Annotated in this window: 15 protein-coding genes; 6 read left to right on the top strand and 9 right to left on the bottom strand. The window is 68.2% G+C overall.

The genetic code is table 11. The features are described 5' to 3' along the window. Positions 1-73: 73 nt before the first annotated feature. From ACW173_RS24010 to ACW173_RS23990, 5 genes are all read right to left on the bottom strand, one after another. On the bottom strand, positions 74-808 hold the full coding sequence (locus tag ACW173_RS24010; RefSeq protein ID WP_492082668.1) for a DUF72 domain-containing protein: 735 nt from the start codon (positions 806-808) through the stop codon (positions 74-76). Between the two features lie 31 nt (positions 809-839). Then, positions 840-1,565: an endonuclease III domain-containing protein gene (locus tag ACW173_RS24005; RefSeq protein ID WP_492082667.1), complete on the bottom strand. Its 726-nt coding sequence runs from the start codon at positions 1,563-1,565 to the stop codon at positions 840-842. Positions 1,566-1,635: 70 nt separating this feature from the next. Further along, the gene (locus ACW173_RS24000) at positions 1,636-2,205 is read right to left on the bottom strand and encodes an NUDIX hydrolase (protein ID WP_492086056.1); all 570 of its coding nucleotides are present in this window, start codon (positions 2,203-2,205) and stop codon (positions 1,636-1,638) included. After that, positions 2,193-3,194 (bottom strand): inorganic phosphate transporter, encoded by a 1,002-nt coding sequence (locus ACW173_RS23995; RefSeq protein ID WP_492082666.1) that lies wholly within the window; start codon positions 3,192-3,194, stop codon positions 2,193-2,195. The genes ACW173_RS24000 and ACW173_RS23995 overlap by 13 nt, the downstream gene beginning before the upstream one ends. Before the next feature lie 5 nt (positions 3,195-3,199). Then, positions 3,200-3,844 (bottom strand): DUF47 domain-containing protein, encoded by a 645-nt coding sequence (locus tag ACW173_RS23990; protein WP_492082665.1) that lies wholly within the window; start codon positions 3,842-3,844, stop codon positions 3,200-3,202. A 177-nt stretch (positions 3,845-4,021) separates the two neighbouring features. Here ACW173_RS23990 and ACW173_RS23985 point away from each other — a divergent pair, with 177 nt between their 5' ends. The 5 genes from ACW173_RS23985 to ACW173_RS23965 all read left to right on the top strand — a co-directional run bounded on the left by ACW173_RS23985 (position 4,022) and on the right by ACW173_RS23965 (position 8,281). Further along, on the top strand, positions 4,022-4,486 hold the full coding sequence (locus ACW173_RS23985) for a (2Fe-2S)-binding protein (RefSeq protein WP_492082664.1): 465 nt from the start codon (positions 4,022-4,024) through the stop codon (positions 4,484-4,486). A gap of 2 nt (positions 4,487-4,488) precedes the next feature. Further along, a complete protein-coding gene (locus ACW173_RS23980; protein WP_492082663.1) occupies positions 4,489-6,657 on the top strand; it encodes a xanthine dehydrogenase family protein molybdopterin-binding subunit in 2,169 nt (722 codons plus the stop codon). A gap of 51 nt (positions 6,658-6,708) precedes the next feature. Continuing rightward, entirely contained in the window at positions 6,709-7,338 is a 630-nt protein-coding gene (gene upp, locus ACW173_RS23975) for a uracil phosphoribosyltransferase (protein WP_492082662.1), read from the top strand. A 94-nt stretch (positions 7,339-7,432) separates the two neighbouring features. After that, positions 7,433-7,783: an MbcA/ParS/Xre antitoxin family protein gene (locus ACW173_RS23970; protein ID WP_492082661.1), complete on the top strand. Its 351-nt coding sequence runs from the start codon at positions 7,433-7,435 to the stop codon at positions 7,781-7,783. 6 nt (positions 7,784-7,789) lie between these two features. Next, complete coding sequence (locus tag ACW173_RS23965; RefSeq protein ID WP_492082660.1) at positions 7,790-8,281, top strand: RES family NAD+ phosphorylase; 492 nt, start codon at positions 7,790-7,792, stop codon at positions 8,279-8,281. Here ACW173_RS23965 and ACW173_RS23960 read toward each other — a convergent pair. Continuing rightward, positions 8,278-9,195, bottom strand: coding sequence for a 5'-methylthioadenosine/S-adenosylhomocysteine nucleosidase (locus ACW173_RS23960; protein WP_492082659.1), 918 nt, complete (start codon positions 9,193-9,195; stop codon positions 8,278-8,280). The genes ACW173_RS23965 and ACW173_RS23960 overlap by 4 nt on opposite strands. A gap of 164 nt (positions 9,196-9,359) precedes the next feature. Here ACW173_RS23960 and ACW173_RS23955 point away from each other — a divergent pair, with 164 nt between their 5' ends. Further along, on the top strand, positions 9,360-9,731 hold the full coding sequence (locus ACW173_RS23955) for a response regulator (protein ID WP_492082658.1): 372 nt from the start codon (positions 9,360-9,362) through the stop codon (positions 9,729-9,731). Here the strand turns inward: ACW173_RS23955 and ACW173_RS23950 are convergent, their stop codons facing one another. The 3 genes from ACW173_RS23950 to ACW173_RS23940 are packed head-to-tail and all read right to left on the bottom strand — an operon-like array spanning position 9,732 to position 12,119. Beyond that, positions 9,732-10,361: a hypothetical protein gene (locus tag ACW173_RS23950; protein ID WP_492082657.1), complete on the bottom strand. Its 630-nt coding sequence runs from the start codon at positions 10,359-10,361 to the stop codon at positions 9,732-9,734. Next, on the bottom strand, positions 10,361-11,638 hold the full coding sequence (locus ACW173_RS23945; RefSeq protein ID WP_492082656.1) for a metal-dependent hydrolase family protein: 1,278 nt from the start codon (positions 11,636-11,638) through the stop codon (positions 10,361-10,363). The genes ACW173_RS23950 and ACW173_RS23945 overlap by 1 nt, the downstream gene beginning before the upstream one ends. Before the next feature lie 43 nt (positions 11,639-11,681). Continuing rightward, positions 11,682-12,119: an acetyltransferase gene (locus ACW173_RS23940; RefSeq protein ID WP_492082655.1), complete on the bottom strand. Its 438-nt coding sequence runs from the start codon at positions 12,117-12,119 to the stop codon at positions 11,682-11,684. Positions 12,120-12,468: the final 349 nt, after the last annotated feature.

The following is a 12,468-nucleotide window of genomic DNA, read 5'->3' as shown; positions in this document are numbered from 1 at the left end:
CGTGGACCGAAACCTCGCCCTTCGACGGGCTCAGGGTGAGGTTTCTACTCGAACGACACGCTAAATGGAGTCCTCACCCTGAGCTTGTCGAAGGGCGAGGGCGGACCCGCGGGTGATCCAGCATCGCCAGCGCATCCCGCGTCGCCGCGCCGAATTTGGTGTTGTCAAAGACACACCAGGTTTCGGCCTCTCTGGTCAGCTGAGCGGCCAAAGCCTCAAGCGTCTCCGCCGGATAGGCGCTCTCGTAGATCGCCGGCGATCCATGCCAGCGGCGATAGATCAGGTCCGGCCAGCCGCCGGGCTCCGCGGCGGCCGGAACCAGGGCCGGATCCGCCGCGACACGGGCCACCTGGAAGTTCGCCAGCATCGCCTGCGGCTCCGCCGCGAACCAGCTCGCATGCCTCGGCTCCAGCACCGTCGGCGCGTCCGTGCGCGCTCGCCAGGTCTCCAGGAACGGCTCGACCCGTTCGACCTCGAACCTCAGGCTCGGCGGCAACTGGATCAGCAGTGGTCCGCGCTTGGCGCCCAATCCGTCCGTCTCGTCCAGGAACCGCGCCAGCAGATCGTCGATCGCCGTCAGCCGCCGCTCGTGGGTGACCGCCTGCGGAACCTTCACCGCGAACCGAAAGTCCGCCGGCGTGCTGGCCGCCCAGCGCGCGTAGGTCTTGCGCTGATGCGGCCGGTAAAAGGAAGAGTTGATCTCCACGCAATCGAACCGCGCCGCGTAGCGCTCCAGCCCCGTGCCCTCGACCGGGAAGTCGAGGTCGCGCGGGAAGCTCCAGCCGGCCGTGCCGATGCGGATGGTCATGCTTCCATCAGCGCACGATTTCGTGTCAGGTTCAGCTTCGCGGTTTCCACGCCAGAACGTCGGCGCTGTGACCGACCCCGACCTTGGCGCACATCGCCTTGACCGGACAGGCGCCGCACTTGGGGCCTTCGTGCGGGCACAGCATCTGGCCCAGGCCCCGCTTCATCAGCCAGTGCAGCTCGAACAGGTCGTCGGCGGTCCATGTGTCCGGCGCCAGGCCCATCAGCGTGTGGTAGGTGTGGTTGCTGTCGCCCGCGCCCACCAGGCCGATCCGCTTGGCGACGCGGTCGATGTGGGTGTCGACCACCAGGGCGCGCATGGCCAGCTCGCTGAAGTTCAGCACGCAGGCGGCGACCTTGACCCCCACGCCGGGCAGGGCCTGAAGCTCCCAGCGCGCCTGGTCGACCTCGAGGGTCTTCAGGTGGCTGAGCGACAGCCAGCCGACCTTGGCCTCGATCATCTTCAGGGCGGTGGTCAGGTGGCGGGCCTTGTCGCCCGGAAAGGTGACGTCGTCGATCAGCCGCGCCACGGCGGCGACCGGCGCGCGGGCCAGATCCTCCCAGCACTTGAACTCGGCCCGCAGGCGCAGGAACGCGCCCCACGAGACGGCGTCCTGGGTGCGGCCGCTGATTGACGACTTCACCAGCTGCGACACCGGATCCATGCGCGCCACGGGTCGCTGCGGGCCGAACTCGCAGAGCAGGGCGTCGCGTACGCGCTCCAGCGGGGACCGGGCCAGGCCTAGGGACAGCTGCATGGGGTCTCGTCGCTGAAGAACATAATGAGAACATTATGCGCCCCGCGCGAACTTGTCCACAGCGTGTGGGTTAACTTCGGTACCGCCCCCACAGCGCCGTCACGCGGCGGCGCAGGCGCTGAAAGGCCACGCGGACCGGCGTCGGCGCGGGATGAGGCGAGGGGCGTTCTTCCTCGGAGAGCTCGACGCCGGCGAAACGGGCGATCAGGTCGCGCAGCTCTGGCTCCTGGACGGCGAGGGCGGCCTCGACCGGGGTCATCCATTCCAGGGTGCGCTGGCCCTTCTCCGGCCACGCCTCGAGTTCGCCGGTGACCTTCAGCGGATAGACGTCGACCTTGACCAGGCGGGCCGCGCCGCTCTTCAGTTTCTTGAGGTACTCGTACTCGCCGATCGGCCGCCGCGCGATCACGCCATCGAGGCCGGCTTCCTCATAGGCTTCCTGGGCGGCGGCGGCGAAGTCGGTCTTGTCCTTCATCGGCCAGCCCTTGGGGATCACCCATCGGCGGGTTTCGCGCGAGGAAACGAGCAGGACGCGCAGGGCCGCGCCCTCGCCCCGCCAGGGCAGGGCGGCCACTTGGCGGCGCTTGCCGCCGGACTTGCGTCCCTCCTGCTTCCCCCCAATGTCGGTCACTTCATCCAGAACCCTAGATAGTAGAACAGCGCCGCCGTCAGGGCCGCCGCCGGCAGGGTGACGATCCAGGCCGTGACGATGTCCTTGGCGACGCCCCAGCGCACCGCCGAGACTCGGCGCGAGGCGCCAACGCCGACGATAGCGCCTGTGATCGTGTGAGTCGTCGAGACCGGAACCCCGACATGGGTCGCCAAAAACAACGTGATCGCGCCGCCGGTCTCGGCGCAGAAGCCCTGCATCGGGGTCAGGCGGGTGATCTTGCTACCCATGGTATGGACGATACGCCAGCCGCCGAACAGGGTTCCCAGGCCCATGGCCGTCTGGCAGGCCAGGACCACCCAGAACGGGATGTGGCCCGGCTGGTCGGTGGCGCCGTGGGCGAACAGCAGGGCGGCGATGATGCCCATGGTCTTCTGCGCGTCGTTGCCGCCGTGGCCCAGGCTGTACAGCGCGGCCGAGACGAACTGCAGCTTGCGGAAGATGCGGTCGGCGAAGAACGGCGAGCTCTTCACGAAGGTCCACGAGACGACCAGCACCAGAACCAGGGCCAGCAGGAAGCCCATGGTCGGTGAGACCACGATGCCGGCGGCGGTCTTGCCCAGGCCCGCCCATTGGATGGCGCCGATGCCGCCGACCTTGGCGATGGCCGCGCCGACCAGGCCGCCGATGAGGGCGTGCGAGCTGGAGGAAGGGATGCCCGCCCACCAGGTCAGCAGGTTCCAGCTGATCGCGCCCATCAGGGCCGCGAAGATCAGCCGATCGCTGATCACGTGCGGGTCGACGATGCCCGAGCCGACCATCTTGGCCACGTGCAGGCCGAAGAACAGGAAGGCGATGAAGTTGAAGAACGCCGCCCAGATCACCGCCCACTTGGCCGACAGCACGCGGGTCGAGACAATGGTGGCGATTGAGTTGGCGGCGTCGTGCAGGCCGTTCAGGAAGTCGAACGCCAGGGCGACGACGACCAGGAAGACCAGGATGATGAACGTGGGGTCCACGAGGCTCAGACCTGTTCGACGACGATGCCGCTGATGCGATTGGCCACGTCCTCGAAGCGGTCCATGACCTTTTCCAGGTGGCTGTAGATGTCGACGCCGACGATGAAGGCCATCGGATCACCGCCTTGGCTGGCCAGGAACAGCGCCTTGCGGCCTTCGTCGTACATCACGTCCGACTGCTCCTCGATCTCGGTGATCCGCACCGCGATCTCGCTGAGCTTATGCGCGTTGAGGCGCATCTTCGGCAGCAGCCGCACGGCCTCTTCCGTCAGCTTGGCGGCCTCGACGATCACGCGGGTCATGTCGCGCATCTGCGGCTCGAAGGTCTTGACCTCGAACAGGCTGACGACCTTGGCGGTCTTGCGCATCTGATCGATGGCGTCGTCCAGCGAAGTGGTCAGGCTCTGGATGTCGCTGCGGTCGAATGGGGTGATGAAGCTGCGGCGCACGGCGATCATCACCTGCCGGGTGACCTCGTCGGCCTCTTCCTCGTGCTGGTAGACCCGGGCGCTGGCGGCCTCGACGGCGTCGCCGCCGGCGGTCATGTCGTGCAGCGCCCGCGCGCCCGCGACCAGGGTCCGCGCATGGGCGGAGAACAGGTCGAAGAAGGCGTCTTCCTTCGGCATGACGGCCTTGAACAAGCCCAGCATCAGCGTCTTTCCTTGCTGTGGAATCGCATTCGTCCGTGAACGGATCGCTGCGCGGGCGCACCGGAACCACGGAAGGAAAGAGGCGTCAAATCCTATCTATGAAAGTTATGTGACAGTCCTCGCCCTAGCGGCGCCGTTGGGGCAAGATCGCCGCAACCTTGAGGACCGGAGCACGTCATGGCCTTCACGCTCAGCATCAACGGCGAGACCAAGACAGCGGACGTCGACGGCGACACGCCGCTGCTGTGGGTCCTGCGCGACACCCTGGGCCTGGTCGGCGCCAAGTTCGGCTGCGGGGCGGCCCTGTGCGGGGCCTGCACGGTGCACCTGGACGGCGCGCCGGTTCGGGCCTGCGTCACGCCGGTCGAGAGCGTGGGCAAGAAGAAGGTCACCACCATCGAGGGCGTCGGCAAGACGGCGGTCGGCGCCAAGGTCCAGGAAGCCTGGAAGGCCATCGACGTGCCGCAGTGCGGCTACTGCCAGGCCGGCCAGATCATGTCGGCCACGGCCCTGCTCACCGAAAAACCCAAGCCGACCGACGAGGACATCGACGCGGCGATGAGCGGCAACCTGTGCCGCTGCGCGACCTACATTCGCATCAAGAAGGCGATCAAGGTCGCTTCCGGCCAGGTGGAGGCTTGATCATGGACGGCGAGATCCCGCGCGACCCCACCCGCCGTTTCGTGCTGAAGACCGGCGCGGCGACCAGCGGCGGCCTGCTGCTCAGCTTCACCATGGCGAGCGAGGGCAGCGCCGCCGGCGCGACCCAGGTCAACGCCTATGTCCGCATCGCGCCGGACGGCAAGGTGACCATCGCCTCTAAGGTTCCGGAGGTGGGGCAGGGGATCAAGACCTCGCTGCCGATGCTGATCGCAGAGGAGCTGGACGTCGAGTGGTCGGCCGTCACCGTCGAGCAGGCCATCGCCGACACCAAGGTCTATGGCCGCCAGGTGGCCGGCGGCAGCATGGCCACGACCCTGGAATATGACGGCCTGCGCCGGGTAGGGGCCACGGTCCGCGCTCTACTGATCCAGGCGGCGGCCGCCCGCTGGAACGTCCCGGCGGAAGGCTGCAAGACAGAGCCGGGCTTCGTCGTGTCCGGCGGTCGTCGCGCCGCCTATGGCGAGCTGGTCGAGGACGCCGCCAAGCTGCCGGCCCCCGATCCCAAGAGCCTGACCCTGAAGGACCCCAAGGCCTTCCGGATCATCGGCCAGAGCCACAAGAGCCAGAACCTGGACGCCATCACCACGGGCAAGCCGCTGTACGGCATCGACACCCGCGTGCCGGGCATGCTGTTCGCCACCTTCGCCAAGGCGCCGGTGTTCGGGGCCAAGGTTGCCTCGGTCGATCTCGCCCCGGCCAAGGCGGTCAAGGGCGTCAAGGACGCCTTCGTGATCGAGGGCGGGACCAACCCGCAGGGCCTGCTGCCCGGCGTGGCGGTGGTCGCCACCAGCTGGTGGGCGGCGCGCAAGGGCCGCGAGGCGCTTGAGATCAAATGGGCCGACCACCCGACCTCGGCCCAGAGCAGCGCGGCCTTCGCCGCCAGGGCCGCCGAGCTGGCCAAGGCCCCGCCGCAACGCGTCGACCGCGCCGACGGCGACGTCGACGCGGCCCTGAAGGGCGCGGCCAAGACGGTCAGCGCCGCCTACAGCTATCCGTTCATCGCCCACGCGCCGCTGGAGCCGCAGAACTGCACCGCATCGGTCAAGGACGGCAAGGTCGAGATCTGGGCCCCAACCCAGAACCCCGAGCCCGGCCGCAAGCTGGTCGCCGCCGCCCTGAGCGTGCCGGAAGACGCGATCACCATCCACCTGGTGCGCGGTGGCGGGGGTTTCGGCCGGCGGCTCAACAACGACTACATGGTCGAGGCCGCGGCGATAGCGGCCAAGGCCGGCGTCCCGGTCCAGCTGATCTGGACGCGCGAGGACGACATTCAGCACGACTTCTACCGCCCCGGCGGTTGGCACAACCTGACCGCCGGCCTGGACGCCTCGGGCAAGGTCGTGGCTTGGAACGACCACTTCGTCAGCTTCGGCGAGGGCGACAAGTTCGCGCCCAGCTGCGGCTTCAACGCCACCCAGTTCCCTTGCCGGGCTCTCGACAACTACCGCGTCCAGGTCTCGGTGATGCCGCTGGGCGCGCCGACTGGGCCGTTGCGGGCGCCGGGCAACAACGCCTTCGGCTTTGTGCTGCAAAGCTTCACCGACGAGTTGGCCATCGCCGCCGGCAAGGATCCGATCGCCTTCCGCCGCGAGCTGCTGGGCGAGCCGCGCCTGCTGGGCGCGGCCACTGAGCGCGATAGCTTCCACACCGGCCGCATGCGCGGCGTGCTCGACCTGGTGGCCGAGAAGTCCGGCTGGGGCCGCAAGCTGCCGGCAGGAACCGGCATGGGCGTGGCCTGCCACTACAGCCACATGGGTTATGTGGCGGTGGTCCTGCGGGTGACGGTCAAGGACGGCTCGCTGAAGATCGACAAGGCCTGGACCGCCGTCGACTGCGGCCGCCAGATCATCAACCCCAAGGGCGCCGAGCAGCAGGTGCAGGGCTCGATCCTGGACGCCGTCGGCGCGGCCCTGGCCCAAGAGATCACCTTCGAGAACGGGGCGACGACCCAGAGCAATTTCGGCGACTTCCCGCTGCTGCGAATGGCCGACGCCTTCGACGTCGAGGTCCACTTCAAGCTGTCTGACAACAACCCGACCGGCCTGGGCGAGCCGGCCTATCCGCCGGCCCCGGCGGCGCTGTGCAACGCCATCTTCGCCGCCACCGGCAAGCGCATCCGCTCCCTGCCGGTCGGCGATCAACTGGCCTGATTCGCAAAGCGTGCTAGGAGCGTGGGGTCACGTTCCTAGCAGAGCCTTTCCATGACCCAGGTCACCGTCGTCAGCCACCCGCTCGTCCAGCACAAGCTGACCAAGATGCGGGACAAGCAGACCTCGACGAAGACCTTCCGCGCCCTGATGCGCGAGGTCGCGACCCTGATCTGCTACGAGATCACCCGCGACCTGCCGATGGACACGGTCCAGATCGAGACCCCGGTCGCCCCGACCACGGCCTATGAAATCGCCGGCAAGAAGCTGGTCTTCGCCCCGATCCTGCGCGCGGGTCTGGGCATGGCGGATGGCATGCTGGACCTTGTCCCATCGGCCCGTGTGGCCCATGTCGGCCTCTATCGCGACCACGAGACGCTGGAGGCGGTCGAGTACTACTTCAAGGCGCCCGAGGACATCGCCGGCCGCCTGGTCATCGTGGTCGATCCGATGCTGGCCACCGGCCACTCGGCCATCGCCGCCATCGCGCGCTTGAAGGCCGCCGGCGTCACCAACCTGCGCTTCGTCTGCCTGCTGGCCGCCCAGCCCGGCGTCGACGCCCTGCAAGCCGCCCATCCGGACGTGCCGATCTGGACGGCGGCGGTGGACGCGCAGCTGAACGAGCACGGCTATATCGTGCCGGGTCTGGGCGACGCGGGCGATCGGACGTTCGGGACGCGCTGAGACCAAGCGTCGCGCTCAGGCGTTGACCTTGATTGCCACATGAAATGACGCCATATTCGTCATTCTGAGTGGCAGTGACACAAAGGGCATCGCCATGGGTTTGGCCAAATACGCCGACGACGGGTTCTTCGCCCCGCGCAAGATCGCCGATGTCTTCCGTACAACCAGCGAAGAAGTGGCGCGCACGGCGGGGCTGGGCCGGGACGCGGTCCAGCGCCAGGAACGCTCGCGCTCGGCCAAGACCCAGCGCCGCCTGCGGGAAATGGTCGAGGTCATCAACAAGGTCGAGCCGCGCTTCGGCTCCGAGCTGATCGCCTATGCCTGGTATCGTTCCGAACCGCTGCCGGGCTTCTCCGGCCAGACGGCGATGCAGCTCGTTCGCGAGGGACGCATCGACGAGGTGCTGGACTATGTCGACGCCGTCGACGCCGGCGTCCACGCCTAGTCCGGGATGTATCGGGGGCTTCTGTACCGCGCCTTGAACCCGATCCATGCCCGTGAGCCGTTGTCCGGCCGAGGCGCGGAGCTCTATGGCGGCCGGTTCAACGCCAAGGGAACGCCGGCGCTCTACGCCTCCCTGAGCGTCATGACGGCCCTGCGCGAGGCCAACCAGGTTGGCGCCCTGCAACCCACGACGCTCGTCTCCTACGACGCGGAGATCGAGCGGGTGTTCGACACTCGCGATGCGACGGCGCTGGCCGCCCACGACATCGACGCCGAGGCGCTGGCCGACTCCGGCTGGCGGGATCAGATGCGGGCGCGGGGTGAAGCGAGAACCCAGGCCTTCGCGCGACGCCTCGCGGGCGCCGGCTACCAAGGCCTGCTGGTCAGGAGTTTCGCCCGCGGCGCTGGGGCTGACGACATGAACCTCGTGCTGTTCTCCTGGAGCGCGGGGCCGCCCTCGCGCCTGACCCTGATCGACGACGAAAAGCGGCTGACCTAGTTCGGCAGCGCCTTCACGAAGGCCTTCACCACGGTCGCGGAGTTGTCCGAGGCCAGGGCCATGAAGGTCCCCATCTCATTGGCGCCCGCGCCGCCGCCGGCCAGGTCCGAGAGGCTGCGGAAGGCGATGAACGGGGTCTTGCCGACCAGCGCGACGTGAGCGACGGCGGCGCTTTCCATGTCGACCACGCGGGCCTCGAACGTGGCGCGCAGATATTTGCGGTAGGCGGCGTTGTCGAGGAACACCGGGGCCGAGACGCCCTTGCCGCCCACGACGACCTTGGGCGGATGCGCCAGGCACTTGTCGGCGGCGCAGCGCTGCAGGGCGACCTGGGCGGCGACCTTGCGAGCGGTGTCCAGCAGGGCCGGGTCGGCCGGGAACCAGACGCGAGCGGGCGCGCCCAGGGCGTCGCCGGGCAGGACGATCCCGCGCGGATAGATCATGCCGTAGTTGGCCAGGTCGCTGTTGCGGATGAACGACTGCACCTCGAAGCCCTTGTCGGTCTCGCGCGCGAAGGCGCTTTCCAGGTTCTGGGCCCACTGGTCGGCGACCACGACGTCGCCGATGTCCAAGCTCTCGTCGACGCCGCCGGCGATGCCGGAGAAGACGATGCGGGTGATGTTGAAACGGTCCAGGGCCATCTGGGTGGTCATGGCGGCGTTGACCATCGACACGCCGCTCAGAAATACCACGACCGGCTTGCCTTCCAGCTGGCCGGTGGTGAACTGGACGCCGTTCACGTCGTAGCTCTTTTGCTGGCTGGTCGCCGCGTTCAGGGCGCCGATCTCGGGCGGGAAGGCCGAGATCACGGCCACGCGCGGGGTCTCATCCAGGCGTTGGGCTAGCGCCGGCGAGACGACCAGGAACAGGCAGGCCAGGACGAGGGCGGCCAAGGACTGAAAGGGGGGGCGCATGGGAACTCCTTCAACGGCCACGCCTGATTAGCCGTCCCGTGGCGCGGACCCAAGCACCTTGGGCGGAAAGCGCCGAAACCCTAAGAACGTGGTTTGACGCCTTAACCATCTTGAGCTTCAACCGCTCGAACGGCGTGCATCGCCGAACACGAGTCCAGGCATTGATGTCCAAGAGCGTTCCGTTGATCTACGTCGCCGATGACGACGAGCCGACGCTGGAGCTGATCGAGACCTTCCTGGCCCGCGACGGGCTGGAGGTCGTCGGTTTTCCCGCCGCCGACAGGCTGATCGGCGCCGTCGCGACGCGACGGCCCGACGCTATCCTGTTGGATGTGCGCATCCCGGGCCTGAGCGGCCTGGACGCCCTGAAGACCCTGAAGGAATCGGCCCATGCTGACATCCCGGTGTTGATGCTGACCGGTGACGGGCGCTTCGACCGCATCGTCCAGGCCATGCAACTGGGCGCCAAGGGTTATGTGATGAAGCCGTTCGACGGCCCCAAGCTGGTCGGCGAAGTCCGCGCGATGCTGAAATAGCTAGCCGACCAGGCTCCGCAGCCAGGCGACGACCTCGTTGCACCAGGCCAGGAAGTTCTCGAACAGGCTGGGCTGTTTCGGCGGGATCGGCGGCTTGATCTCGGCCGGCACGAACCAGCTGGGCGCGGCCGGTGGGGCGCAGTTCATCCGCATGCCGACGCCCTTGAGGTAGCCGCGCCGCACGCCGCCGGACGCGATGGCCTTGGCGACCGCCTTGTCGTGCTTGGCCGCGCCGGTCAGCTTGCGGATCCAGCCCCGGAAGGGCAGCACGTCGCGGGTGGTGTCACGCACGCCGGAAACGCCCACGCTGTAGGCGGCGTCCGCGACCTTCTTGCCCTTCGAGCGGTTGTCGGGCGGCGGGGCTTCGTCGAGGTCGGGACCAAGGGCCGCGTCCAGCCGGCCGACTTCGGCGGCGATCGGCTCGCAACGGTCCAGGCCGGTCATGTCGTAGGGATCGGCGACCGCCCGTTCCAGCACGGCCGGGATGCTCTTCTGCTTGAGGTTCAGGTCTTCCAGCGGCGCGGTGGCGGCGTCGCGGAAGGTGTCGTGCCGCTGCATCGTCCCCGGGTCCGTCTGAGCGACGGCCGGGCTCGCGAGGGCCAGCAGCAGGAGGGCGGGCGTTGTTCGCATCACGGCCTCCTCACCACCTGGCCGCCCTTCATGACGAAGACCACGTCGCGGGTCGCCTCGATCGCCTGGGTCGGGTCGCCCTGGACGGCGACGATGTCGGCCAGGTAGCCGGGCTTCAACTGGCCCAGGTCGTTGGCGCGGCCCAGCACCTTGGCGTCGACGGCCGTGGCGGCCAGCAGGGCCTGGGCGGGGCTCATGCCTTCCTTGACCAGCCAGACCAGTTCGCGGGCGTTGTCGCCGTGCTTGAAGACCCCGACGTCGCTGCCCATGCCGATGGTGACGCCGTTCTTCACGGCCAGCTTGAAAGCCCGCTCGGCATTGGCCATGGCGGCCGTCGGCGGGGTCTTGCCGGCGACATAGCCGCCGAAATAGGTCGAGGTGCTTTCGACCGCCGTCAGGGTCGGGAAGAAGACAACACCCTTCTCGGCCATCAGCTTGAAGGTCGCGTCGCTGCCGCCATAGCCGTGCTCGATGGTGTCGACGCCGGCCAGCACCGCCCGGCGCATGCCCTCGTCGCTGGAGGCGTGGGCCGAGACCGGCCTGCCGCTGGAATGGGCCGCGTCGACCAGGGCCTTCAGCTCCTCGATGCTGAAGGTCGGTTGCGTCGAGCCGTCGGGGCCGATGCGATAGTCGGCATAGACCTTGATCCAGTCCGCTCCCGCGCCGGCCTGTTCGCGCACGGCCCTGACCACCTCGGCGACGCCGCTGGCTTCCTGGGCGCCCTGGGGGAGTTCGGCCTCGGGGTTGTAGTTCTTGCGGGCGGGTCCGTACGAGCCGGTGGCCACGATCGCGTTGGTCGCCACGAACAGGCGCGGACCTGGGATCAGGCCGTCATTGATCGCCTTCCTCAACGGGACGTCGGCCGCGCCGACACCCTCGGTGCCCAGGTCGCGCAGAGTGGTGAAGCCGGCCTCCAGCGTCGCCTTGGCCTGCACCGCCGCCCGCAGGGTGCGGTAGGTCGGCGTTTCCTTCAGCACCTGATCGTCCCACAGGGTCTCGTCGTAGGGATGCAGGAAAAGGTGGCTGTGCAGGTCCATCAGGCCTGGAATGACGGTCGCGCCCGGCAGGTCGACGACCTCGGCGCCCGTGCTGTCGACCTGGGAGCCGGGACCCACCGCGGCGATCTTCCCGTCCTTGACCAGCACGACCCAGCCCTCGCGCGGAGAGCCGGCGTTCTCGGCGGTCCACACGCGGGCGGGCTTCAGCAGGATCGGCTGGGCGGCGACCGCGAGGCCGGGGCTCAGAAGCAGGGCGAGGGCGGTAAGCAGGCGGCGCATTGGACGACTCGTAGGTTGGACGCCCAGCTAAGCCGAAATCGCCTCAACCACCAAAGCGCAGATGGATCAACGGATAGGGCCGGCCTTGGCCGTCGGTCGCCGACCAGCCGGTGCGTTCGAAACCCATATGTTCGTAGAAGCCTACCGCCTGGGCGTTCTGCTCGTTGACGTCGGTGGTCAGGGCGGGGTGCACGGCCAGGGCGTAGTCGATCATGATCGCGCCGACGCCGGCCCCGCGATGCTCGGGATCGATGAACAACGCCTCCATGTGGCCGTCGGCGATCAACATGAAACCCAGGGCGCGGTCGCGGTCGTCGACGGCCAGAGTCAACGGGGCGGACGGCAGGAAGCCCTCGACCTCGCGACCGATCGCGACCCGGTCCTCGGGCGTGAGGAAGTCATGGGTGGCGTCGACGGCGGCGGCCCAGATCTGGACGACGCGGTCGCCGTCCTCGGGTCGGGAGGGGCGGAGCTTGATCATGGGCGCTGACCTAACCCGCCGTCGCCTTACACGCCAGCCGATCGGCTTATTACGGGGCGCCCCTGATAAACGTGGCCATGGCTCCCTATATGCGGATCAGTCGCCGTCGGGAGCGAACCGCGTCGCGGTCAACGCTTGGGCTTGGCGACACTTGAGATTTCCCCAAATGGACTGGCTCTTCCAGCTTTCCGCAGGCTGCGTTATCGCTGCGGCGCTAATGCTTCCGATCTTCCGTCTCTTCATCGTGACGCCCAGCCGCTCGCGGGCGACCTATCGCCGGGCCAAGGCGGAGGTCTGATCGTCCACGGCTGAAAGCCGATGACAAAAGGGCCGGCGCCTCAGCGCCGGC

Source organism: Caulobacter sp. ALps2 (genome assembly GCF_058681635.1).
This window is presented reverse-complemented; position numbering and strand designations above follow the sequence as displayed.

Bases quoted from the DNA above. Each gene is read 5' to 3' on its own strand.
- ACW173_RS23940 (WP_492082655.1), bottom strand. From the start codon at position 12,119: ATGATCAAGCTCCGCCCCTCCCGACCCGAGGACGGCGACCGCGTCGTC.
- ACW173_RS23945 (WP_492082656.1), bottom strand. From the start codon at position 11,638: ATGCGCCGCCTGCTTACCGCCCTCGCCCTGCTTCTGAGCCCCGGCCTC.
- ACW173_RS23980 (WP_492082663.1), top strand. From the start codon at position 4,489: ATGGACGGCGAGATCCCGCGCGACCCCACCCGCCGTTTCGTGCTGAAG.
- ACW173_RS23990 (WP_492082665.1), bottom strand. From the start codon at position 3,844: ATGCTGGGCTTGTTCAAGGCCGTCATGCCGAAGGAAGACGCCTTCTTC.
- ACW173_RS23960 (WP_492082659.1), bottom strand. From the start codon at position 9,195: ATGCGCCCCCCCTTTCAGTCCTTGGCCGCCCTCGTCCTGGCCTGCCTG.
- ACW173_RS23955 (WP_492082658.1), top strand. From the start codon at position 9,360: ATGTCCAAGAGCGTTCCGTTGATCTACGTCGCCGATGACGACGAGCCG.
- ACW173_RS23970 (WP_492082661.1), top strand. From the start codon at position 7,433: ATGGGTTTGGCCAAATACGCCGACGACGGGTTCTTCGCCCCGCGCAAG.
- ACW173_RS23950 (WP_492082657.1), bottom strand. From the start codon at position 10,361: ATGCGAACAACGCCCGCCCTCCTGCTGCTGGCCCTCGCGAGCCCGGCC.
- ACW173_RS24010 (WP_492082668.1), bottom strand. From the start codon at position 808: ATGACCATCCGCATCGGCACGGCCGGCTGGAGCTTCCCGCGCGACCTC.
- ACW173_RS23985 (WP_492082664.1), top strand. From the start codon at position 4,022: ATGGCCTTCACGCTCAGCATCAACGGCGAGACCAAGACAGCGGACGTC.
- upp (WP_492082662.1), top strand. From the start codon at position 6,709: ATGACCCAGGTCACCGTCGTCAGCCACCCGCTCGTCCAGCACAAGCTG.
- ACW173_RS24005 (WP_492082667.1), bottom strand. From the start codon at position 1,565: ATGCAGCTGTCCCTAGGCCTGGCCCGGTCCCCGCTGGAGCGCGTACGC.
- ACW173_RS23965 (WP_492082660.1), top strand. From the start codon at position 7,790: ATGTATCGGGGGCTTCTGTACCGCGCCTTGAACCCGATCCATGCCCGT.